The organism is Commensalibacter sp. W6292M3, assembly GCF_016101315.1.
Classification (GTDB): Bacteria; Pseudomonadota; Alphaproteobacteria; order Acetobacterales; family Acetobacteraceae; genus Commensalibacter; species Commensalibacter melissae.
In genome coordinates this window covers 502,004-525,095 of the sequence record NZ_JACFQT010000001.1, presented here as the reverse complement: position 1 = coordinate 525,095, position 23,092 = coordinate 502,004, and the positions used below count along the sequence as shown (strand labels likewise).

General features: G+C 36.5%; 20 protein-coding genes. 7 read left to right on the top strand and 13 right to left on the bottom strand.

Annotated elements, in window-relative coordinates:
• Window positions 1–6: 6 nt before the first annotated feature.
• Window positions 7–2,202, bottom strand: coding sequence for an RNA degradosome polyphosphate kinase (locus H3T57_RS02330; protein ID WP_198193019.1), 2,196 nt, complete (start codon window positions 2,200–2,202; stop codon window positions 7–9).
• Between the two features lie 132 nt (window positions 2,203–2,334).
• Complete coding sequence (locus tag H3T57_RS02325) at window positions 2,335–3,075, bottom strand: DnaA ATPase domain-containing protein (RefSeq protein ID WP_198193010.1); 741 nt, start codon at window positions 3,073–3,075, stop codon at window positions 2,335–2,337.
• A gap of 109 nt (window positions 3,076–3,184) precedes the next feature.
• Here H3T57_RS02325 and purM point away from each other — a divergent pair, with 109 nt between their 5' ends.
• On the top strand, window positions 3,185–4,300 hold the full coding sequence (gene purM / locus H3T57_RS02320; RefSeq protein ID WP_198193008.1) for a phosphoribosylformylglycinamidine cyclo-ligase: 1,116 nt from the start codon (window positions 3,185–3,187) through the stop codon (window positions 4,298–4,300).
• A gap of 19 nt (window positions 4,301–4,319) precedes the next feature.
• A complete protein-coding gene (gene purN / locus H3T57_RS02315) occupies window positions 4,320–4,937 on the top strand; it encodes a phosphoribosylglycinamide formyltransferase (protein ID WP_110438174.1) in 618 nt (205 codons plus the stop codon).
• Between the two features lie 40 nt (window positions 4,938–4,977).
• Here the strand turns inward: purN and ndk are convergent, their stop codons facing one another.
• Complete coding sequence (gene ndk / locus H3T57_RS02310; protein WP_110438175.1) at window positions 4,978–5,400, bottom strand: nucleoside-diphosphate kinase; 423 nt, start codon at window positions 5,398–5,400, stop codon at window positions 4,978–4,980.
• 116 nt (window positions 5,401–5,516) lie between these two features.
• On the opposite strand from ndk, the gene H3T57_RS02305 reads away from it, so the two are divergent.
• Window positions 5,517–7,406 carry an ABC-F family ATP-binding cassette domain-containing protein gene (locus H3T57_RS02305; RefSeq protein ID WP_198193006.1) on the top strand — a complete coding sequence of 630 codons (1,890 nt, stop codon included), beginning with the start codon at window positions 5,517–5,519 and terminating at the stop codon, window positions 7,404–7,406.
• Between the two features lie 66 nt (window positions 7,407–7,472).
• Here the strand turns inward: H3T57_RS02305 and proP are convergent, their stop codons facing one another.
• From proP to H3T57_RS02285, 4 genes are all read right to left on the bottom strand, one after another.
• A complete protein-coding gene (proP, locus tag H3T57_RS02300; protein WP_155565600.1) occupies window positions 7,473–8,975 on the bottom strand; it encodes a glycine betaine/L-proline transporter ProP in 1,503 nt (500 codons plus the stop codon).
• A gap of 97 nt (window positions 8,976–9,072) precedes the next feature.
• Window positions 9,073–9,579: a hypothetical protein gene (locus tag H3T57_RS02295; protein WP_122123727.1), complete on the bottom strand. Its 507-nt coding sequence runs from the start codon at window positions 9,577–9,579 to the stop codon at window positions 9,073–9,075.
• A 4-nt stretch (window positions 9,580–9,583) separates the two neighbouring features.
• Window positions 9,584–10,717 (bottom strand): DegT/DnrJ/EryC1/StrS aminotransferase family protein, encoded by a 1,134-nt coding sequence (locus tag H3T57_RS02290; protein ID WP_155566938.1) that lies wholly within the window; start codon window positions 10,715–10,717, stop codon window positions 9,584–9,586.
• 57 nt (window positions 10,718–10,774) lie between these two features.
• Complete coding sequence (locus H3T57_RS02285) at window positions 10,775–12,733, bottom strand: nucleoside-diphosphate sugar epimerase/dehydratase (RefSeq protein ID WP_232349710.1); 1,959 nt, start codon at window positions 12,731–12,733, stop codon at window positions 10,775–10,777.
• 162 nt (window positions 12,734–12,895) lie between these two features.
• On the opposite strand from H3T57_RS02285, the gene H3T57_RS02280 reads away from it, so the two are divergent.
• Window positions 12,896–13,831 carry a UDP-phosphate alpha N-acetylglucosaminyltransferase gene (locus H3T57_RS02280; protein WP_198195193.1) on the top strand — a complete coding sequence of 312 codons (936 nt, stop codon included), beginning with the start codon at window positions 12,896–12,898 and terminating at the stop codon, window positions 13,829–13,831.
• 40 nt (window positions 13,832–13,871) lie between these two features.
• Here H3T57_RS02280 and H3T57_RS02275 read toward each other — a convergent pair whose 3' ends face one another.
• The 3 genes from H3T57_RS02275 to H3T57_RS02265 all read right to left on the bottom strand — a co-directional run bounded on the left by H3T57_RS02275 (window position 13,872) and on the right by H3T57_RS02265 (window position 16,577).
• Entirely contained in the window at window positions 13,872–14,471 is a 600-nt protein-coding gene (locus H3T57_RS02275; RefSeq protein WP_155566940.1) for a hypothetical protein, read from the bottom strand.
• 157 nt (window positions 14,472–14,628) lie between these two features.
• Entirely contained in the window at window positions 14,629–14,973 is a 345-nt protein-coding gene (locus tag H3T57_RS02270; protein ID WP_155566941.1) for a MarR family transcriptional regulator, read from the bottom strand.
• Window positions 14,974–15,197: 224 nt separating this feature from the next.
• On the bottom strand, window positions 15,198–16,577 hold the full coding sequence (locus H3T57_RS02265; protein ID WP_198193002.1) for an amino acid permease: 1,380 nt from the start codon (window positions 16,575–16,577) through the stop codon (window positions 15,198–15,200).
• A gap of 200 nt (window positions 16,578–16,777) precedes the next feature.
• On the opposite strand from H3T57_RS02265, the gene H3T57_RS02260 reads away from it, so the two are divergent.
• From H3T57_RS02260 to fdxA, 3 genes are all read left to right on the top strand, one after another.
• Window positions 16,778–19,276: a helicase-related protein gene (locus H3T57_RS02260; RefSeq protein ID WP_198193000.1), complete on the top strand. Its 2,499-nt coding sequence runs from the start codon at window positions 16,778–16,780 to the stop codon at window positions 19,274–19,276.
• Window positions 19,273–19,554 carry an RNA-binding S4 domain-containing protein gene (locus H3T57_RS02255; RefSeq protein ID WP_198192998.1) on the top strand — a complete coding sequence of 94 codons (282 nt, stop codon included), beginning with the start codon at window positions 19,273–19,275 and terminating at the stop codon, window positions 19,552–19,554. Before H3T57_RS02260 ends, H3T57_RS02255 begins: the two co-directional genes overlap by 4 nt.
• Window positions 19,555–19,701: 147 nt before the next feature.
• Window positions 19,702–20,034: a ferredoxin FdxA gene (gene fdxA, locus H3T57_RS02250; RefSeq protein WP_110438186.1), complete on the top strand. Its 333-nt coding sequence runs from the start codon at window positions 19,702–19,704 to the stop codon at window positions 20,032–20,034.
• 112 nt (window positions 20,035–20,146) lie between these two features.
• Here fdxA and cyoD read toward each other — a convergent pair whose 3' ends face one another.
• From cyoD to cyoB, 3 genes are read right to left on the bottom strand one after another with little or no spacing between them, the layout of a single operon-like run.
• Window positions 20,147–20,482, bottom strand: coding sequence for a cytochrome o ubiquinol oxidase subunit IV (gene cyoD / locus H3T57_RS02245; protein WP_110438187.1), 336 nt, complete (start codon window positions 20,480–20,482; stop codon window positions 20,147–20,149).
• Window positions 20,482–21,102, bottom strand: coding sequence for a cytochrome o ubiquinol oxidase subunit III (gene cyoC, locus H3T57_RS02240; protein WP_198192996.1), 621 nt, complete (start codon window positions 21,100–21,102; stop codon window positions 20,482–20,484). The genes cyoD and cyoC overlap by 1 nt, the downstream gene beginning before the upstream one ends.
• Entirely contained in the window at window positions 21,102–23,090 is a 1,989-nt protein-coding gene (gene cyoB, locus H3T57_RS02235) for a cytochrome o ubiquinol oxidase subunit I (RefSeq protein ID WP_155566946.1), read from the bottom strand. Before cyoB ends, cyoC begins: the two co-directional genes overlap by 1 nt.
• Window positions 23,091–23,092: the final 2 nt, after the last annotated feature.

The following is a 23,092-nucleotide window of genomic DNA, read 5'->3' as shown; positions in this document are numbered from 1 at the left end:
TATAGTCTAATCCAAAGGCCTTGTATCCAACGAGGGATTCTCCATAAAATAGTTATGTGCGGAAAAAGGAGGTTCCGAAGATTCAAGACGTTTCCATTTTTTATCCCTCCCCAATTGCCAAGACTGCATATTATCTTTCAGATTTGCAACCATTAACTGATTTAAAATTTTATAATGAATATCTTCTGGCAAGATAGGTATCATTTCCTCGATCCGACGATCCATATTTCTTTCCATCCAATCTGCAGAAGACATATAGACTTTAGCCGATCTTGAAGGAAGCTCGTACCCGTTTCCAAATACAAAGACTCTGGCATGTTCAAGAAAACGGCCAACAATTGATTTGACAAATATATTTTCAGAAAGATTTTTGATACCCGGACGAAGACAACAAATTCCTCGAACAATTATATTTATTTTTACACCTGCACAAGACGCCTCATATAATTTGTCAATTAATTGTGGATCCACAAGAGAATTCATTTTAAGCCACATCGCTCCCGGTTTGCCTGCTTTTACGAAAGCAATTTCATCATCAATCAATTCATTTAAGGTTTTACGGATGGTTAAAGGCGAAAACGCAATTTTTTCCATTTTGTCAGGACGTGCATATCCCGTGACATAATTAAATAATTTGGCCGCATCACGCGTTAATTCGGCATTACAGGTAAAATAGGATAAATCAGTATAAATTTTTGCTGTAATCGGATGATAATTGCCAGTGCCAAAATGGGCATAAGAGCGTATGTTTCCCCCCTCTCTTCGAACAACAAGACTCAATTTTGCATGAGTCTTCCAATCGGCAAAACCGAAAACAACCTGCACACCGGCTGCCTCCAAATCCCGTGAAAGACGAATATTGGCTTCTTCATCAAAACGGGCCCTTAATTCAACAATGGCTGTTACGGAAATTCCATTTTCTGCCGCCTCAATTAAAGCTTTGACAATGGGACTGTCCCGAGATGTTCGATATAAAGTTTGTTTAATGGCTAAAACCTGAGGGTCTTGAGCCGCCTGACGCAAAAACTGAATCACAACATCAAAACTCTCGAAAGGATGGTATGCCAACAAATCTTTTGAGCGTAACAGGGCAAAACAGTCCCCGGCACTTTCCCGAATACGCGCGGGAAGATGAGGTGCATAATATGGAAAAAGGAGATCTGGCCTGTTATCAACAATAAGTTGCTTAACATCCACCAATCCCAGTATTCCCTTATGAACCGTCACCTCTTCCGGAGGCACTTCCAGTGCATGGGCAACTATTTCACCAAGTTTTGGAGGGAAATGTTCATCAATATCCAAATGAATCACAACCCCGCGTCTTCTTCTTTTCAAGGCTGTTTCATAGGATCTCACCAGATCCTCCGCTTCTTCTTCAAATTCGACATCTGTATCACGAATAACGCGTAACAAGCCATAATTCGCAATTTTATATCCAGGAAAGATCGATGAAATAAATATCCTAACCAAATCCTCCAATAAAACAAACCTTTGAATTTTATTGCTACATAACGATAAAGGCAAAGGTATAAAACGCAACAGCTGCGACGGCAATAAAATCATCACATATTTGCGGCTGCTATTTTGGCTAATCAATCTTAAAGCAATTGCGAGATTTAAATTCGGTATAAATGGAATGGGATGGGCAGGATCCAAGGCAATAGGGGTCAGGATTGGAAAAATACGCTCCATAAAAAATTGATGTAACCAGGCCAGATCTTCCTTGTTCAACTCTTCTGCCTTACAAACAATAATACCTGAGTCACTCAATAATTTTATAAGTTCATGATAGATCCATTGCTGGTCACTAAATAGTCCCTTAACCCTTTCCTGAATGGCAACCAATTGTTCTGCAGGTGTTAAACCATCAGGAGAAAGTGCTATCAACCCCTCTCTCACTTGACCGGTCAGTCCCGCAACACGTACGGAATAAAATTCATCAAGATTGCTTGCACTAATGGATAAAAAACGTACTCTTTCCAAAAGTGGATTATGTTTATTTTCGGCTTCCTCTACGACCCTTTGGTTAAAATCAAGCCATGATAATTCCCGATTAATAAAACGCTCATAATCCATTTTGATATTATTAGATATCTGAATACTGTTTCGCTGCTTAATTTTGCGACCCGACTGTTTCACAGCAATTTTATTTTGTGTCAAATGATTGATATTCGATATATTTTTACGATTTTTTTGGATCATGTAATATTACTTCATACTGAATTATTTGCATTAAAAATTATTTTATTAATTTATCAATTTTAACACAATTTTCTCTAGTTTTTTCAAATAATTCAAAATCACGTCTAATTATAACATATTATTTCTATTTCATTATGAAATTGACAATTCATCAAGAATTTTCATAACCAGATTTCTGGTCATTCCCCCCTGCTCAACAAGGGTTATTTCATCTAACCGTTCAATAAACTGACGTACAGCAAAAGCTGTTCTTGGTAATCGTAACTGAATAATATCCATAATGGACGTTGGAATAACCAATTGCCTGTCAGCTACTAACCGAAGAAATAAAAGCCGTAATAATTCCTCTTCAGGTTGTTCAATTTTAATCGCTATGATCGACCGTAATCGGCTAGCCAAATCGGGCAACTCAACTTCCCATCGAGCTGGTGGGGAACGCCCTCCTAAAACAGTTACGATCCGCAACTCTTTGGTCATGTTTAAAATATGCAACAATGAATGAAAATCAGTGACTAGATCAGCATCATCTATAACAATGGCTTTTATTTCTTTATTTTGTAATTTTTCCGACCAATATACAGAAGAGGTTTGTTGTAAAGCAGAAGCTGGAATATATAATGCCTGTTCCCTTTCCGCCCATATTTGCAATAAATGCGTTTTACCTGTTCCTGAATCTCCCCATATTGCCAAACGTCGATCTGGCCAATCTGGCACATTGTAGGTTGTTTTACTGATCCCAAGCCAGGTCCGTGCAGCAAAATTTGAAGGTGAATTTATAAAATCTGAAGAAATAAAACGAGGCTTATAGGTAAAGGGTAAAGCAAGCTGCCTTGACGTATTAAAAAAACAATTTTGTTTATTTTTTTCCTGCATTACTACTTTACCAAAATTCAATCTATCCTATAAACCCTATTATGGTGTAAAACTATCCTATAACCATTTCAAGATAAACCTATAAAGCAAGAATAGAGGCTGCTTAATAATGAAGTCAGATTTTTCTGAGAATACAGAACTAAATAACCAGCAGGATGAAATCACCTATGAAAATGCTGGTGTCAGTATTGCCACAGGGGATGCATTGATCGAAGCTATAAAACCGGTTGTCTCCCAAACTCATAATAATGGTGTTATGGGTAATCTGGGCGGATTTGGTGCGTTATTTGACTTAAAAGCAACCAGCTATCAAGATCCAATTCTTGTTTCAGGAACCGACGGGGTTGGAACAAAGCTTTTGCCCGCAATCGAAACAGGGCTGTGCGACAATATCGGATTTGATCTAGTTGGAATGTGTGTGAATGATATCGTTGTGCAAGGTGCAAGACCTTTGTTTTTTCTCGATTATTTTGCTACCGGAAAATTAGAGCTTGATCAGGCACAACGTATCATACAAAGTATCAGTAAGGCCTGTGAAGCAAGTGGCTGTGCCTTGATTGGTGGCGAAACAGCGGAAATGCCAGGGATGTACAAGGAAAAACATTATGATCTAGCCGGATTCGCCGTTGGAGCAGTTGAAAGAGATCAGATTTTACCCAAAAATATCACTAGCGGTGATAAAATTATCGCTTTGACATCAAATGGTGTTCATTCCAACGGATTTTCCTTGGTACGCTCAATCGTAAAAGCCCAAAACCTGTCATGGGAAGATGTGGCACCTTTCGATCCCAACCAGTTTCTTGGAGAGGCATTACTCGCCCCGACACAGCTTTATGTAAAACCTGTACTAAAACTTCATGAGGCTGGTCTTCTAAACGGGGCCGCCCATATTACAGGCGGTGGAATTGTCGGCAATCTTCCACGTATTTTACCAGACAATCTTGTGGCTGTTGTTGACGGACAAAGCTGGCCCATGCCACCAGTATTTTCATGGCTGGCCCACGCTGGCAACGTTCAACCAGAGGAAATGCTGAAAGTTTTTAATTGCGGTATTGGCATGATATTGATCACATCAGATTTTGAAGCCGTGAATAAACTACTTAATGATACCGATGTCCAAGCCTATATCATTGGCCAGATTGAACCAAAAACCGAACTCGATAATGATCAACAGGTATTCTTCAGCGACCTACCCGATTTTACCTTTATTCCTGAAATTGATTAACAAGGTGAGAACCCTTTAAATGTCGAAAAAAAAACGTATAGCGATCATGATAAGCGGACGTGGTTCAAATATGCGTTCCCTTATTGATGCATGCGCCAAACCCTCTTTCCCAGCATCAATTGAGTTGATCATTAGTAATAACCCAGATGCAGAAGGATTGGAAATCGCCCGCAAATCGGGTATTTCCACTCAAGTCATTGATGACTATGATTTTGGAAATAACAGACAAGCTCATGAACGCCAAATTAATGCGGCCCTTCAAGCCCATCATGTTACAACAATCTGTCTTGCAGGTTATATGCGACTTTTAAGCCCGTTTTTGATCAATGAATGGAAAGGTAAAATCCTAAATATTCATCCAAGTCTCTTACCAGCTTTTCCTGGTTTAGATACCCATAAAAAAGCCCTTAAAAAAGGGGTTAAGATACATGGTTGCACCATTCATATCGTAACAGAAAAAATGGATGATGGTCCTATTCTAGGTCAGGCAGCAATTCCTGTTCTTCCCGATGATACAGAAAACACCTTGGCAAAACGTGTATTGGACCAAGAACATCTTCTTTATCCAAGAGTTTTAAAGAATTTTCTATTGGGATTTGAAGCTGATTCGACTTCTGATACCCTGATTAATGGATAAATTTAAAAAGGCTGGAGATAAAGATCTCCAACCTTTGGTTTTATACGCAGATTTCAATGTCTGAAAAAAAGAAGCGAATTTCAATAGCTGCATTTTCGGCAGAATCAGATCCATGAACTGAATTGGCCTCAATTGATTCAGCAAATTGCGCACGAATCGTGTGTGCTTGAGCTTTTTTAGGATCTGTTGCACCCATGATATCACGATTTTTTTGAACAGCGTTTTCGCCCTCCAAAACCTGAACCACGACAGGACCACTTATCATAAATTCAACCAGATCATTGAAAAAAGGACGTTCTTTATGAACTGAATAAAAAGCTTCAGCTTGCTGCTTGCTTAGCTGAATACGTTTTTGTCCAACGATTTTTAATCCCGTCCCTTCAATTAAAGCGTTGATTTTACCAGTCAAATTACGACGTGTTGCATCTGGTTTTAAAATTGACAGCGTTCTTTGTAAAGTCATATTGAAATTTCCTTTAATCTGTAAATATATTGCAGAGAAAAAATACTCTATTGGTAAATAGAAGTATTTCTCTTATCTTGTCGATAGTTTTTTTATCATATTTTGCAGGCAGATTTGTGAGTACGCTGGTTATAAATCACCTTACCCTTCGAATTTTAGGTCGCCCCCTCTTGGAAGATGCTTCCCTTACCATTGAGAATGGGCAAAAAGTTGGACTGGTTGGCCGAAATGGAACAGGAAAATCAACATTGCTAGCCGCAATTTCTGGAGATATATCAATTGATGGAGGTGAGATTCTTTTATCAAACCGTATAAAAATGGCACGAGTTAAACAGGAAACACCATCTGGTAATTTATCATTAATTGAAACAGTGCTTTCTGCGGATAAAGAACGTACGTATCTCATAAATGAGGCTGAATCAACACGGGATGGGTATCGGCTTGCTGAAATTCATGAAAGACTAATAGCCATACAAGCTGACAGCGCTCCGGCTCGCGCAGCAACCATTCTTGCAGGTTTGGGTTTCAGTGCAGAAAACCAACAACGTCCTATTTCGGATTTTTCTGGTGGATGGAGAATGCGAGTTGCTCTAGCGAGCACATTGTTTTTAAATCCTGATTTACTGCTCCTTGATGAACCCACCAATCATCTTGATTTAGAAGCGACTTTGTGGTTGCAATCCTGGATCAACAATTTTTCTGGCAGTGCAATAATTGTCAGCCATGATCGCAATCTTTTGAATGAATGTGTTGATGCAATTGCCCATCTTCATCATCAGAAATTGTCCATGACAGTTGGAGGATATGATGAATTTATCAAAATACATAACGAAAAAATACTTCAACAAAATCGGGAAACTGAAAAAATAGCCGCGAAACGTGCTCATATGCAAGCTTTTGTCGATCGCTTTCGTGCCAAGGCGACCAAGGCCAGACAAGCGCAAGCACGCTTAAAAGCACTTGAAAAACTGCCTGTTTTGGAAGAAATTGTTGAGGAAAGGGCAATACATTTCGAATTTCCCCAACCTGTACAATTACCGCCTCCATTAATTACCCTTAATCAAGTCAAAATTGGATACGGCGATCATGTTGTACTTTCCAATTTAACATTAAGAATTGATCCAGATGACCGTATTGCCCTTTTGGGTGCAAATGGTAACGGTAAATCAACCTTTATCAAACTTATCGCAGGTTGTCTGAAACCAATGGAAGGTAGCATTCATAATCACACCAAACTTTCTGTTGGTTATTTTGCTCAACATCAGTTAGAAGAACTTATTCTTGGTCAAACCCCATTCAGTCATCTTGAAAAGGTTTTACCAAAAGCCACACCCACTGAATTGAGAGCGCAACTTGCCCGATTTGGATTAAATACCGAGCAAACTGATACCCCTGTTCAATCCTTGTCTGGTGGAGAAAAAGCTCGACTTGTTCTGGCTCTTATCACACGTCATAAACCCAATATCCTATTGCTTGATGAACCTACCAATCATTTGGATCTTGATGCCAAAGAATCCCTAATTCATGCATTATCCTCCTTTGAAGGAGCTGTCATACTTATTTCCCATGATCCACGTCTGATAGAACTGATAGCTGACCGGCTTTGGTTGGTTAATAATGGTACAGTTGAATCTTTTGATGGTGATATCAATGATTACCGTCAATGGCTAACGGATAATAAACGTATTCTTGATTCATCCGTAAAAAATACAGAAACTGGCTCATCTCAAAAATTAGCACGCAAGGAAAGAGCGGAAAAACGGAAAATACTTCAACCGTTAAAAAATAAAATAAAGGCTCTTGAATTACTTATTCAGAAAAATAGTGAAGCCTATCTCAAAATTGAACAAAAAATGGCTGAACCAGAGTTTTATTCAAATGTATCAGCTGAAGAAATAACAAAATTACAAATCGAATTGGCTGAATATCAAAAACGAAAAAATCAAGCCGAAGAAGATTGGCTTATTTTACAAGATAAACTGGAAAATACCGAAAAAGAATTGTAAATAATTTATAATATACTAACAGGCAATGAATATGATTTCATCATTGCCTGTTAATAAAATATTGAATCAGTCCAGTTTAGGATGTTGATCAATCAGTATCTGTCTACGTCGTTCCAAATCTGCGATTTTTTCATCAATTTCCTCAACTTTTTGCTCTATCGTATCAAAATGTTCTGATAAAATTTCTTTGGCCTCATTACGATCGGAAGCTGTTGGTGTTTCACCTCTTAAGGGTTTATTGGCCGTTTCAGGCATTCGTATTCCTGTCCACAGTCCTATTAATGAAATACCCATCAAATAAAATGCAGGCATATTTAAATTATGCGTTGCTTCAACCATCCATGCCACAATTGTTGGTGTCATTCCTGCGATTAAAATCGAAATATTAAAAGCAATCGCCAATGCGCTATAACGAATTTGAGTTGGAAAAATAGCTGGCAGGATTGAAGCCATTACACCAATAAAACAATTCAATAATATGGCAAGAATTAATAAACCAATAAATATAAAACCGACTGAATTGGTTTGAATCATCAAAAAGGCAGGATAAGATAATAAAAAAAGTCCAGTGCTACCCCCCAATATAAAAGGACGCCGTCCAATTTTATCACTTGTCATTCCAATTATAGGCTGAACAAATAACATACCAACCATTACGGCAATAATAATCAGTACGCCGTGATTTTCTGAATAATGCAAATTATGTGAAAGATAACTTGGCATATAAGTCAAAAGAACATAATACGTCACGTTGGTAACAATTACTATTCCAACACATATCATTAAACTTTTCCAATATTTACCGGCCACTTCCCGATATGATAGCTTGGGTGAATTTCTGAGGTTTACCTTACTTTCAGCCTCCATATCCTCGACATGCTTTTGAAAGGCTGGTGTTTCCTCCAATTCATGACGCAAATATAATCCTATTGCTCCCAAAGGAAGGGCTAAAAAGAAAGGAATACGCCATCCCCAACTTTCAAACTGCACATCAGAAATCATGCTGGATATCAAAACAACAACACCCGCCCCAATTACAAACCCTGCGATGGATCCGAAATCAAGCCAACTTCCCATTAATCCACGTTTACGATCAGGGGAATATTCTGCGACAAAAATTGCGGCACCGGAATATTCTCCACCTACTGAAAATCCCTGTACAAGCTTTGCAATCAATAATAAGACCGGGGACATAATACCAATGGATTGATAACTTGGGATTAATCCAATACTACAAGTACCCAAGGACATTATGATTATAGTTATCGCCAGGATTTTTTGTCTTCCGTATCGATCCCCCAAAATACCACAAACTATTCCCCCCAATGGACGAACAAGAAAAGGAACAGAAAAAGTCCCCAATGAGGCAATCATTTGAACACTTGGTGAAGCATCAGGAAAAAAAACCTTACCCAATACAAAGGCCAAAAATCCATAAACCCCAAAATCGAACCATTCCATTGCATTTCCAAGTGCGGCTGCAGTTATGGCTTTTTTTAATTTATCATCATCGATAATAGTGATGTCATTAATATTCATTGGTTTATATATTTTTTTTGCTGGCCTCATTAATATTTCCTTCAAAAGTATAATTTATCTTCATAAATCAATTTTTTTTATTTTTTAAATTTTTAATTTTTTTTGATTTTAACAAGATTTAAACATTTTAAGGAAAATCTGTCCTTTCATAATCATATTGATCAACAAGCTTTCTTAATGGATCAAAAGCACTATCATTACAATCTTTTACAAATATCTTGCTTTCATTCTCATTGATGACTTCATAAAATATCTTGTTATTCCAATCCGCCTGGCTGATCCCAAGCCACAATACCAAAGTAAAGGGATGGGGTTTTTCATGTTCAGGTTTGTTAATATAATAGTTTTTATCCAGATCACGATTAAACTGAATTTCAACATCTCCGGTGGATGGCGGGTTCTGATGTAATGGTCCCCAACCTTTTAGATTGGATTTTATCCATTTCTTAACCGATTCAAGCTCTGAAGGTGTTAAACTACGTTTTTTGTGCAAGGGCCCAACAACAAGTTCTGCATTGACTATCGGTGGAAAAGTAACAGGTTGAATTTTATCCCTGACCGAAAGCCATATAATCATCACAATGGTAAGACAAACGATTAATACAAGGGTTAAAATTATATTTTGCTTTCTCATTCTTTTATTTTTTTACTTTTAAAACTGCTTGAATAACACGATTAACCTGAGCATTCGAAAGTTCTGGATGAATAGGTAATGCCAAAATCCGTTTGGAAACTTCCTCTGATACTGACAAATATGTTCCATCATGATAGGAGTGATAGGCAGGTTGTAAATGCAATGGTAAGGGATAATAAATGGCCGAGGGAATATTTTCAGCCTTTAACGTATCTTGTACAAATTTGCGTTCTGCTTCATCACTTAATAGAATTGAATAAATTGCCCAGGCACTTTTACTATTTAATACCCGAGCGGGTATTTTTACACAAGACAAAAGCGCGGCATCGTATAAAGTTGCAATTTCTTCTCTTCTTACAAGCTCCTCTTCAAGATAACCGAATTTGGCCAACAATATTGCTGCCTGTATCGTATCCAAACGTCCATTTATTCCCGTTCGCAAAACCTGATAACGTGTTTGTCCTTCGCCATGCGAACGCAACGAGCGATAAAGTTCAAACTTTTCTAAACTGTTTGTAAAAATTGCACCACCATCCCCATAGGCTCCAAAAGGTTTGGATGGAAAAAATGAGGTGATCGTGGCATCTGCCTGACTACCCAGTTTCTTTCCATGATATTGACCACCAAAGGACTGAGCACAATCATCCAACAAAAATAAATTTTCATCTTTAGCAATCTGGCATAATTCATTCCATGGCGCAGGCTGTCCAAAAAGATCTACCCCAATAATGGCTTTAGGTTTTAATTTATTTTCTTTTTTAACCTTATCAATTGCACTTTTGAGATTAATTGGATCAATTTGAAAAGTTTCAGGATTAATATCAACAAAAATGGGAGTTGCACCCAGTAATAATGGAACCTCAGCTGTTGCTGTATAGGTAAATGCAGGTAAAAAAACAGCATCCCCTCTCCCAACATTTTCACCCATTAACGCAATCTGGATTGCATCTGTTCCAGATGAAACCCCTATACAATATGAAACACCGACATATTCCGCCAAACGATCTTCAAGTTCCTGAACTTCAGGTCCTAAAATAAACTTTCCATGTGAAAAAACCTTGTCTATACGATCTTTTAAAATCTTTCCTATACGTGCCTGTTGTTTGTTCAAATCTAAAAATAATATCGGATCATTCATATTCACCTCTAGTATAATTTTTTAAATTATCTTATTCGATTTTTTGATTTCGTTCATTTAATTCGACAAATGTTTAAATTCAGGCACTAATTTCTGCACATATGTTATTGCCTCAACGACATCATTATTATCACATGCATATCTAATCCGATCGATATATTCCGTAACCACCTTGATATCCATACCTTTGGGCGTTGCCATCAATAAACCGTCATGATCAGTTGGAACTGGGGCTTCACGACCATAAAATAATTCCTCAAATAATTTTTCACCAGGTTTTGCTCCGGTAAATTCTATGAGTATGTCCTCATCCGGTTTTAATCCGGCAAGGCGAATCATCTGACGTGCTAAATCCAGAATTTTTATGGGTTTTCCCATATCAAGTACAAAAATGCCCCCTTGATGCAACATCTCATCCGTTTTGTCTCCATTCCCAAATCTTATTGTTGCTCTTACGCTAGCCTGTAAAACCAACCCTACCGCTTCTGAATTAGTCATAAAATAACGTTGCATATTTGGATCGGTAACCGTCAAAGGTCCTCCATGACTCAACTGACGCTTGAACAGGGGAACAACAGATCCTGTTGAGCCAAGAACATTTCCAAATCTTACCGTAATGAATCGCATTTTGCTCATACCCAACCATTCAAAACCCTGATTTTTCTTTTCAGGATCATGGTCACGAATGGTTTTATCGAGAGACTGACAATACATTTCTGCAATTCGTTTTGAAACGCCCATAAAGCTTGAGGGATTAACCGCTTTATCAGTTGATATCATGATAAATGCCTGTGTCCCGCATTTAACAGCAGCATCAGCCACAACACGCGTGCCAATAATATTTGTTAAAAATCCCTCGATTGGATTATTCTCGATTGTAAATACATGTTTCAATGCTGCAGCATGAAAGACCAAATCTGGTTTATATTTTTGAAAGAGGGAATCCACTCTTTTCTTTTCTCGTATATTGATTAAGATCGTTTCCCTTAAACCTGCAAAATTACTTTCCGATAATTCAATATTTATCTTCCATAGTGCATATTCGCTTTGATCAAGCAACAATAATAATTTAGGGGATAAATCAGCAACTTGCCGAACCAATTCTGATCCTATACTTCCTCCCGCACCTGTAATGGCCACGACTTTGCCCTTTATCATTTCAGCCATGCCAGCACGATCCAAGACAATCTGTGGCCTGTTCAATAATTCATCAAGAGCAATCGGTTTCAATTCTAAATTGGCGGCAGGTGATAAATGGGTAATTACTGGTGTTCTCTGAACATCAATATTCCATTTACCCGCAATTGCTAAAAAATCCCGCAATTGCTCCCCTCTTAATTCTTGACCAATAATCACGAATAAAGAAGGTAATTTTTTTTGTGCATCAAGCTGTGTCAGTATGACAGAAAAATCATCCAAACTTCCTAAAATGGGAATATTATGAATACGATGCCCTTTTCTATTCTGACGAAAAGAGATCAGTCCCATAACCGATAATACGTTTGAATGATCAAGCTGTATAGCCCGCATAAACAGATCAATATCTGCATCATTTCCAACAATGATAATTTTTCTTTTTTTATTGAAATAATTTCTAAATGCTTCTGAAGATAAAATCCGGTAACCTATTCTACCACCGCCCATTAATAGCAAAAGAACCATTGCATAAATAAACGGAAATGTCACGGAAGGTAATGGATATCCGGTTACATACAATAAACAGGTGAATAATATCGCACTGCCTACAGATGCAGCGGCTATATTTAACAAATCCGCTATCCCGGAAAAACGCCAATATTGTTGTGGAATATGAAATGGTATTCCACTAACCAGCAAGGTCAATACACCACCCGTTAAAAACCATAATGGATGGATAAACCCGCCCTGTGGATCAGAAAGCCAACGTGCCAATGGAGCGGCAATGGCCGCCAACAGTCCATCCATAAAAATATTGATAGCAATACGATTAAAAATCTTTTTTTGTTGGCTAGAAATAATTACACTAGGCTGTTGCAAAATCACTTTTCCATTTAAATAATGTAGAATAACTTTATTTAATTACATTACATTTAAAAAACAATGAACTCTGTAAACTATAAATATTTGTTACTTATCTGGCTTATCTCCAATACACTATTATCCGCAACAATTGTGAAATATGTTGCCTCAGTTGGTATTATGGATAATCCAAACCAACGGAGTTCTCATACTTTTCCAATACCAAAAGGCGGTGGGATAGGTATCATTTCCGCCTTTTTAACTGCCAATATAAGTTTTATTTATTTATTTAACCAGCATTATTCTTTATCAATCATAGGTTTATTATCAACCATTACATTCATATCATTATTTTCGTGGCTGGACGATATCAAACAATGGTCAGCCTTATCCAAACTGGCAATTCAATTTATTGCATCCATAAGTGTTTGTATTTTTGTCTTTCCAGCCTCTTTCTTAGAAAGCCATTTATATTTGCTTCCTTTTTTTATAATCTGGCTTGTTTATATAACTAATGCTTATAATTTTATGGATGGTTTAAACGGATTGGCTGCTGGAGTTGCCGCAATCTGCTGCCTGTTTATTTATTTTTATAGCACAAATATGGAAAATAAAATTTTTGCATTATCCCTATTGACTGGATTGCTTGGTTTTCTTCCTTTTAATTTTCCAAAAGCTGAAATTTTTATGGGAGATGTCGGCAGTCAAGCTTGCGGTTTGATATTGGCCTCTTTTGCCATTATCCCCTTAGGCACAGCGATCAACTCAGACTTTGTTACCTTAATTTCTCAAAATATAATAATATTTTTTCTTTTGTTTGGTTTCATTTTTGATGTGACTTTTACATTAATACGTAGAATAATTAACAAGGAACCTTTTTTACAAGCACATCGCAGCCATTTATATCAAATGGCACATCGCAGTCATATTTCTCCGATTTTAATCACGTTTATAGAATGTTTATTTTGCATTTGGGGTGGTTTTTTATTCTATATATTCCCCCTTACTTCATTGCAAAACATTGAACTCGCGTGCTCGCTATTGATTTTGCCTCAACTTCTCTGGACTTTATTCATTCTTTACAAAACACAGTCTTTAAATATAAAAAAATGGTAACTGTATGATATCCAGTTACCATTTCCAAAAATTCAAACAACTATTTTTTCATTTTATCTAGTTGTTCACCATTTAATTCATCTGCAGTCATATGACTTTTATTTGCAGATTTTTTAATGTTTTTTTCTTTCTGCTTGTCAGCTTCAGCTGCTTTTTGCAAATGTTTATCAACAAATTTAATTTCAAAACCTGCAGGTGCACCGGCCAATCTTCCGCCAACAGTGTTTGTATCCATTTTAATGATAACATTCTTTGCATTTTTTAGATTTCCAGCCCCTACACCAACACCAGCTGTGGCTTCACCCGTAGCGGCAGCATATTTTCCAGCAAAATCATATATATTTTTTAACTGATAAACACGTCCTGTTGCTTGAGATTTTGAAAAACCTAATGCAACAACATCACCACCCTTTATCTTGAACTTGTAAACATGTCTCCTATAATGAAGAACACCATCTCCCCAAGTATAACCAACGCCTAAATCTGCTGAATGAAAGGTCATAGTCACCGTACCTACGGATTTTTCAGAAGATGCAGCAGCTTGGTGAACACGTTTATGATGATTGGCCGCAAATATTGGATTAATCAAAAAAGACGATCCAATCAGAGTAGCGGCAAAGAGTAAGTTATTATTTTTCATTATGATTTCCCCAAATAGTTTCTGTAATATAATAACACTTACCTGGAAATAAATAAATATATTAAACTACATTCTCATTTGGGTATTAAATAAAAAAGCAGTTATTAAATTAATAACTGCTCTTACAACATATATAGTAATTGTTATATAACCATTATTATTGCTTCACAGCTTCGCTCATAATGGATTGAATATTCTGCAAATATTCATATCCTTCTTCTGTACGCTGCACTAATACAGAACGACGATCCATAGGGTCTGTTTTTCTACCTAGCAAATTGAGTTCTTCCAATCGATCCAGAGCTCTTGTGATAGCCGGTTTTGAAACTTTTAGAGCCGCTGCCAATCCACGAACAGTCTGAACTGTTTCATTCAAATAACAAATCAAGAAAACAGCCAATTGACGTGCTGACAAGTCAGGTTTATCCTGACGTACCATTGTCGTGATTGTATTCTGGAGAATAACAATCTGTTGTTCAAAAGGGATTTTTTTAGAAGTCATTTTATAACCTTTGAATAATTACTTACATATAACGTTGTGTCAGTTAAACAAATGAGTATTATGACTTAAAATATCAACCTTCTCTACAAAAAATTATAACAAATTAATTACAATTAATTTGACACACCAAAAAAACATAGGAAAAGTAATAAAAATTTCTCATTGAAAAATTAGTTTATTAAGATTTAAGCTTTATTTACCTCCTTTTTATTTTGATAATAAAATTATTTTACTCCTTTTTTTGATTTTGTAACTATATAATAACAAAAAGTAATAAAAATAAACCAAGCGCTTCCGATATATAATGCCATACGCGTGTCAAACTGTATCATTAGCGTCAATAACGTGAAAAAAATAAAAATTATGCAAAGAATGCAGGAAATATATCCACCAGGTAATTTGAAGAAAGAACTCATGTGTTTATGAAGATGTTTTTTTCTATACTGGATATAGGACAGTAATATTAGCAACCAGGTAAATAATGAAATAATTGTCGCAACGGAAGCCACCAAAGTAAAAATTTCAATAATACTTTTATTATTAAAAAGTAATAAGATAACTGAAGTTAATAGACATAAGCAAGAAAATCTCAGACCATTTATCGGTATAGAATGTTTGGATAAATTCCCAAAAAAAGCAGGCGCTTTATTAAGTCTTGCCAAACCATATAACATACGGCTACTGGAAAATACCCCGCTGTTTGTGGATGATGCAGCTGACGTAATCACAACAATATAGACTATTGCAGCAGCTGCAGGGAGACCGGCAAACAAAAACAACATGATAAATGGACTTTTGGATGGATTGATACTTTGCCAAGGAATAACCGCCATAATAACCATTACAGAAAATACGTAAAACATCAAAATTCTTAAAGGGATATTATTAATGGCCTTGGGTAAATTTTTTTCCGGATCTTTAGATTCAGCCGCAACAGTACCAATAAGTTCAACTCCAATAAAGGCAAAAGTGGCACTTTGAAATCCAGCCAAAAATCCCTCAAATCCATTAGGAAACAAATTACCATGATTCCATATGTTTTTTACAGAGGTCACGTCTCCTGATGGAGAACGAAAACCCGTAACGATAAAAAAGATACCAACAAGAATTAAAACAATAATGGCTAGAATTTTGATAATGGCAAAACTAAATTCCATTTCACCAAATATTCGAACAGTCAAGCGATTTAAAATATAAAATATTGCGATACAGCATAGAGCCGGTATCCAAGAATACAAATTGGGATAAAATATTTGCGTATATCCTGAAATGGCAATTAGATCTGCAATACCAATGACAATCCAGCACAACCAGTAAGACCAACCCAAAACAAAGCCGCAACAAGGTCCAAGCAATTCTGTAACAAAATCTACAAATGATCTGTATCGTAAATCAGATAAAAGAATTTCGCCCAAGGCACGCATTACAAGGAATACAATAATACCAATAATACAGTAAATAAAAATAATAGAGGGACCAGCAAGTGAAATCGTATTAGCCGCTCCCATAAAAAGACCAGTGCCTATACACCCTCCAATTGCAATTAACTGCATATGTCGGTTACTCAAATTTCTTTTTAGTTCTGTATCTATACCCTGACCCATAAAAAACCTTTATTACATTGATTTTTCAAACGTGTTTGAAAATGATTAATTTTTTGCAAGCAATAAATTAATCATTTAATTATTAATTAAAATAAAATCTCAAAACAATTGTAATTTATAATTATCATTGAATGATTATCTAATTAATTTATCTATTATCCTGTACGCTTATCAAAAACAGCTGATATAAATTACCTATAATGACACAAATCAAAGCAATACTTGGACCAACAAATACTGGCAAGACCTATACAGCCCTTGAACGCTTGCTTGCTTATCCTTCCGGAATCATTGGATTTCCCCTAAGGCTTCTTGCCAAGGAAAACTATGACCGAATGGTTAAAATCAAAGGGAAAAAAAATGTCGGGCTTATAACAGGTGAGGAAAAAATTGTCCCACCCCAGGCAAAATGGTTTTCCTGCACTGTTGAGGCAATGCCCGTTCATATACCCGTTGATATTGTCATCATTGATGAAATTCAGCTTTGTTCAGATCCAGATCGTGGACACATTTTTACCTACCGGCTTCTTCATTGCCGCGGAACATATGAAACAATTTTTCTCGGGGCTGATACAATCATCCCTATTTTGAAAAAACTTGTTCCATCTATCGAAATACAAACACGGCCAAGACTTTCATCATTAGTATATAATGGATTTACCAAATTAACAAAATTACCACCACGTTGTGCAATTGTTGCCTTTTCAGCCCATGAAGTTTATGCCATTGCAGAATTGGTCAAACGTCAAAAAGGTGGATGTGCAATTATCATGGGACGACTTTCTCCCCGTACCCGTAATGCACAAATGGAACTTTATCAAAATAAAGAGGTTGACTATTTGATTGCCACTGATGCAATTGGCATGGGTTTGAATATGGATGTCAATCATATCGCTTTTGTGAATTTATCAAAATATGATGGACGACAGATGCGTAATCTCTATCCAAGTGAAATTGCTCAAATTGCAGGTAGGGCTGGGAGAGGCTCAAGGGATGGAACATTTGGCATAACCGCGAATTGTCCAATAATTTCTGATAAAATTGTCAATGCCATAGAAAATCATGCTTTCGATCCCATAAAACAAATTTATTGGCGTAATCATGATCTCGATTTTCAAAATCTCCTGACACTTTTTTCCACCTTAACCACACCCTCACAGTTTCCACAGCTTATAACTGGTCAATATTCCTCTGATCTTAAAAACCTATCTTATCTTATCCAAGACCATGAAGTACGTTCAATATGTACGACACAATTTAAAACTGAATTGTTATGGGAATGTTGTCAAATACCCGACTTTAAAAAAATTGGCAGTGAATATCATGCACGGATATGTAAACAAATTTTCCTTTTTTTGATCAAACAAGGCCATATACCTGAAAATTGGATTGATCAGCAAATTCAACAGCTAAATCATTTGCAGGGGGACATTGATACCTTAATGCAGAGACTTGCCAGTATTCGTATCTATTCATTTTTAACAACAAAAAATAATTGGGTAGAATCATCATCTTATTGGCACGCCCAAACAAAAGAGATAGAAGAAAAACTTTCCGACGCGCTACATGACAGTTTGGTATCAAAGTTCGTTAATCAAAGGGTCACAAACCTTATCCATCATTTATCTCACTCTAAACAAATAAATGCCTTTACCTCTATAACAAATGAAGGGAATATTTCAATTGATGGCGAGTTTATTGGTAAAATTCGGGGATTTTGTTTTCAACTTCCGGATTCAATCCAAAAAGAGGAACGCTCTTTTATTTTAAAAAAAATTAATAAATCGATTGAAAAATTTATCCCTCAACAGGTTAATCGATTAATTCACGATAATGATAAAGAATTTACGATAGATCATGATAAAAAAATTATATCCTGGCAAAAATCACCAATCGCTCAATTAAAAAAAGGCAAGGATTTTTTTCATCCAGATATCTGCCTTTTAAATAAGGATTTAATTCAACAAGTTTTTCAAAATTTAATCTTGAGAAGATTGATAGAATTTTTAGAAAATTATAACCGAAGATTATTTCCAAATTTTTTTAATGCCTTGGATAATGATAACAACACATCAGAACTACGTGGAATTCTGCATCAACTTTATGAAAATGGTGGCATTTTATGGACTGAACAATATTTCAGTTTGTCAAAAGACACAATTAAACATTTGAAACATTACAAGATTCATTATGGAAATCACGCAATTTATATCGAAAACCTTTTTAAAGAAAAACAATATTATTTACGACATACACTCCTCACACTCAATGAACAGATTGCTAATCCTGTTTTACTTTCACCTAAACAAGTTGCTTATTCAACTTCTACGAAAATGAACAAAAATCTTGTTGTCAAGATGGGATGGCTTGTTGCCAATAAACAGATCATCAGATTGGATATTGCAGAAAAATTGACGTTCAAGCTTAAGAAAGCGTCAAAAAAACATCCTGTTTGTTTTCATAAAAAATGGATAGCACCTGTTCCATATTATAATGATAACATTATTCCACTACTTAAATCGCTAAAATTGCAACCCAAAAAACCAGAAAAATTATCATATGAAAAATTTGGTCCTCCAGCACCCTTATTAATTAAAAAAATTAAAATAAAAAAACAGCGCAAAATTAAACATATGACACATCTTACCCAAGATAATCCATTTAACATTCTTAAAAACCTACTTTTGAATCGTACATGAACTATCAAACTGAGCTAACCTGCCAACGTATTGATATCTGGCTTTGGCATGCTAGAATATATAAATCCCGATCGATCAGTCATTTCTCGATTAAAAACGAAATTATAAAAATAAATTCAAAATCAGTTATCAAACCTGCAACTTTAATAAAAAAAGACGATATCATTACCATTCCCTGGAACAACAGTAGCAGGGTAATACAGGTCTTGGGTTTTTCAATCCGAAGAGTTTCAGCAAAATTATGTCACTCTTTATACAAAGAAATTCTTGAAAAATAGATTTTGATGTAATAAAGAAAATGAATAATTTTCTTGTTAGTCATCAAGACGATACCTAACTTATATAAGTAAGCTATTTTATATAATTAAGAAAAACAATTATTTAGGGAAAAACCCTTATTTAACTAGTATGAATCGGAGAAAACAATGGCCTATGTGGTCACAGAAAACTGTATCCGCTGCAAATATATGGATTGTGTAGAAGTATGTCCCGTCGACTGCTTCTATGCGGGTGAAAATTTTCTAGTTATAAGCCCAGAAGAATGTATCGATTGTGGAGTATGTGAACCTGAATGCCCTGCAGAAGCTATATTCCCTGACAGTGATGATCGTTCTACCGACTGGATTGAGATCAATGCTGAACTGTCCAAATCATGGCCAAACATTACAAGAAAAGAAAATACACCTTCGGATGCTGATGAATGGAACGGAAAGCCTGATAAAAAGGATATGCTTTCCCGGGAACCGCATAAAAGCTAATGTATATCAGTCTTTAATCAATAAAAAACCCTTTATCATTTGATAAAGGGTTTTTTTATAACTTGATTTCATTTTGCCCCATAATGATTTACAGGACAAAACGTAAATATAATTATCGAGACATCATGTTATAACTTGCATTATGCATTACGAATAACGTTCCAAATACAATAACGATTGCTACGAAAAGCGAAAATGCATAACTTACCAAATCAACACGTTTTTCTGGAGACACACTGACATGCAAGAAGAATACTGATTGAACAATAATTTGTAATGCTGCCAATACCCCAAGCGTAGTTGCAGTAGCCATCGTTGAAAACATATGTTCCATAACGATATAAAAAGCAATTACCGTAAGGATGATCGATAATACATACCCGACTATATAGGATGCTACAGAGCCGTGTCCTGCCTCTTCTGAGGCTGTAGTGTGATTTTCTGTCATTATGCCATACTCAACAGGTAAACGAAACTAAATACGCAAATCCAAACAATATCCAAGAAATGCCAAAATAAACTCATACAAGCCAATCTTGGCATCATTGTTTTGTTTAGACCCTTTGTTACCAATTGAATCATCAGAACCGTCATCCAAATCAGACCCAATGTAACATGTAAGCCATGCGTTCCAACAAGTGTAAAGAATGCCGACCAATAAGCGCTGACGGTTGGTGAGGCACCATGTTGAACAAAAGCGATAAACTCTTGAACTTCCAAAACAAGAAACCCTAAACCAAGAATGGCTGAGACCACCATCCATAAAAGTGTTCCATTGTTACTGTTACGACGCGCCTGAATCATCGCGAAACCGAAGGTAAGTGAACTTGTCAACAGCAAGGCAGTTTCAATAGCCACTCGTCCCAGTTCAAACATTTCTTTACTGGTTGGACCACCAGCAAACTGATTTCTTAAAACCGCATAACTGGTAAATAAACACCCAAAGACAATGCAGTCCGACATCAAATACATCCAAAAGCCAAAGAATGAATGATTTTCATGCTCATGTTCGTGTTCATGAACATTTTTTGAAGTATTTGACATCGTTGTACTCATATTCTCAGCCATTATTCAGCCACCTGTGTCATAAGTTTACGAGAATGTTCTTTTTCAATACGTTCAACTTCTGAAGCGGGAATGACATATTCTTTATCATCTTTAAAGCTATAGCCAATAGCTAATACAAAATTAAGAATTACGGTAACAATCACAAGCCACCAGATATGCCAAACTGCCGCAAATCCCAGAACCAATGCAAACATGCCATGCCAAAAACCTGCAGACGTGTTTTTGGGCATAAGAATATCCTTATAGGTTTCAGACGTACGACGTGTATCAATTCCATGCTCTTTATTATATGCATAAGCATCACGTGATTGAACAACTGGAATATGAGCAAAGTTATAAACAGGAGCTGGAGAAGAAGTTGACCATTCAAGACTACGACCATCCCATGGATCACCCGTTACATCAATATTTTCAGGTTTTTTCGCGTTAATAATACCAAGGAAAATCTGTAATAATTGGCAAACAACACCACAAAGGATACAAAATACACCAACACAGGCAATCTGTAACCAGAAATGCCAATTGGGATTGTCATAATGATTCAAACGACGAACCATTCCATCAAATCCGGTAATGTATAATGGAACAAATGAAAGGAAAAATCCAAAGAACCAGAAAAAGAATGCGGCCTTACCAAGTTTCTGACTCATCTTGAAACCGGTTACTTTTGGAGCCCAAAAATTCATTCCCGCGACATAACCAAAATAAACACCACCAATAATAGTATTATGGAAGTGAGCAATCAAGAATTCACTATTATGCAAAACGAAGTCACTGGCTGGAATTGCCAGCATAACCCCGGTCATACCACCAATAACGAAAACAATCATAAATCCGATTGTCCAATACATTGGTGCAGTAAATTCGATACGTCCTCTAAACATGGTAAAGAGCCAGTTAAAGACCTTAACTCCTGTTGGGATGGCAATGATCATCGTCATGATACCAAAAAAGGTATTAACATTTGCTCCGGCACCCATTGTAAAGAAATGGTGAACCCAAACCAGCAAGGACAAGGTCGTAATCGCCAAACTTGCATAAACCATTGTTGCATAACCGAATAATGGTTTTTTGCAAAATACAGGAACAACTTCCGAGAAAACACCAAAGGCAGGAATTACAAGAATGTAAACTTCAGGATGTCCCCATGCCCAGATCAGATTCAAATACAACATTACATTTCCACCACCATCATTGGTAAAGAAATGCATTCCACAATAACGATCCAGTGCCAATTCAGCCACAGCTACTGTCAAGGCAGGGAATGTCGTAAAAATCATGATACAAGATGCAATAACAGTCCATGTGAAAACAGGAACACGCATCCATGTCATTCCTGGGGCACGCATTTTGACAACTGTAGTCATAAAGTTAACAGCGGTCAAAAGCGTTCCAACACCGGAAATCTGAACAGCCCAGATATAATAGTCTACCCCTACGCCAGGACTGAACTGCAATTCAGAAACAGGTGGATAGGCCAACCAACCAGCAGTCGAGAAATCACCAATAAACAAAGAGATGTTAACTAGTATAGCACCAGCAGTCGTTAACCAAAAACTTAATGAGTTGATAAATGGAAAAGCGACGTCACGGGCACCAATCTGCAAAGGAACGATAAGGTTAAATAGACCCTGCATAAATGCCATGGCCATGAAGAAAATCATGATTGTACCATGAGCAGTGAAAATTTGGTCATAATGCGATGGAGGCAGGTAACCAGGACTATTATAAGCCATGGCCTGTTGCAGACGCATCATGATAGCATCCGCAAATCCACGGAATAACATAACAAGTGCAAGCACGATGTACATTATACCGATACGCTTGTGATCAACCGAGAAAAGCCAGTTTCTGAACAATACACCCCATTTACCATAGTATGTGATCGCTCCTAAAACAGCCAATCCAACAATAACTACCCCAATAAATGTCCCTACCAATATAGGTACATGATATGGAATAGCCGAAAGACTTAATTTACCTAACATTT

Bases quoted from the DNA above. Each gene is read 5' to 3' on its own strand.
- H3T57_RS02330 (WP_198193019.1), bottom strand. From the start codon at position 2,202: ATGATCCAAAAAAATCGTAAAAATATATCGAATATCAATCATTTGACA.
- H3T57_RS02325 (WP_198193010.1), bottom strand. From the start codon at position 3,075: ATGCAGGAAAAAAATAAACAAAATTGTTTTTTTAATACGTCAAGGCAG.
- purM (WP_198193008.1), top strand. From the start codon at position 3,185: ATGAAGTCAGATTTTTCTGAGAATACAGAACTAAATAACCAGCAGGAT.
- purN (WP_110438174.1), top strand. From the start codon at position 4,320: ATGTCGAAAAAAAAACGTATAGCGATCATGATAAGCGGACGTGGTTCA.
- ndk (WP_110438175.1), bottom strand. From the start codon at position 5,400: ATGACTTTACAAAGAACGCTGTCAATTTTAAAACCAGATGCAACACGT.
- proP (WP_155565600.1), bottom strand. From the start codon at position 8,975: ATGAGGCCAGCAAAAAAAATATATAAACCAATGAATATTAATGACATC.
- H3T57_RS02295 (WP_122123727.1), bottom strand. From the start codon at position 9,579: ATGAGAAAGCAAAATATAATTTTAACCCTTGTATTAATCGTTTGTCTT.
- H3T57_RS02290 (WP_155566938.1), bottom strand. From the start codon at position 10,717: ATGAATGATCCGATATTATTTTTAGATTTGAACAAACAACAGGCACGT.
- H3T57_RS02280 (WP_198195193.1), top strand. From the start codon at position 12,896: ATGGATAATCCAAACCAACGGAGTTCTCATACTTTTCCAATACCAAAA.
- H3T57_RS02275 (WP_155566940.1), bottom strand. From the start codon at position 14,471: ATGAAAAATAATAACTTACTCTTTGCCGCTACTCTGATTGGATCGTCT.
- H3T57_RS02270 (WP_155566941.1), bottom strand. From the start codon at position 14,973: ATGACTTCTAAAAAAATCCCTTTTGAACAACAGATTGTTATTCTCCAG.
- H3T57_RS02265 (WP_198193002.1), bottom strand. From the start codon at position 16,577: ATGGGTCAGGGTATAGATACAGAACTAAAAAGAAATTTGAGTAACCGA.
- H3T57_RS02260 (WP_198193000.1), top strand. From the start codon at position 16,778: ATGACACAAATCAAAGCAATACTTGGACCAACAAATACTGGCAAGACC.
- H3T57_RS02255 (WP_198192998.1), top strand. From the start codon at position 19,273: ATGAACTATCAAACTGAGCTAACCTGCCAACGTATTGATATCTGGCTT.
- fdxA (WP_110438186.1), top strand. From the start codon at position 19,702: ATGGCCTATGTGGTCACAGAAAACTGTATCCGCTGCAAATATATGGAT.
- cyoD (WP_110438187.1), bottom strand. From the start codon at position 20,482: ATGACAGAAAATCACACTACAGCCTCAGAAGAGGCAGGACACGGCTCT.
- cyoC (WP_198192996.1), bottom strand. From the start codon at position 21,102: ATGGCTGAGAATATGAGTACAACGATGTCAAATACTTCAAAAAATGTT.
- cyoB (WP_155566946.1), bottom strand. From the start codon at position 23,090: ATGTTAGGTAAATTAAGTCTTTCGGCTATTCCATATCATGTACCTATA.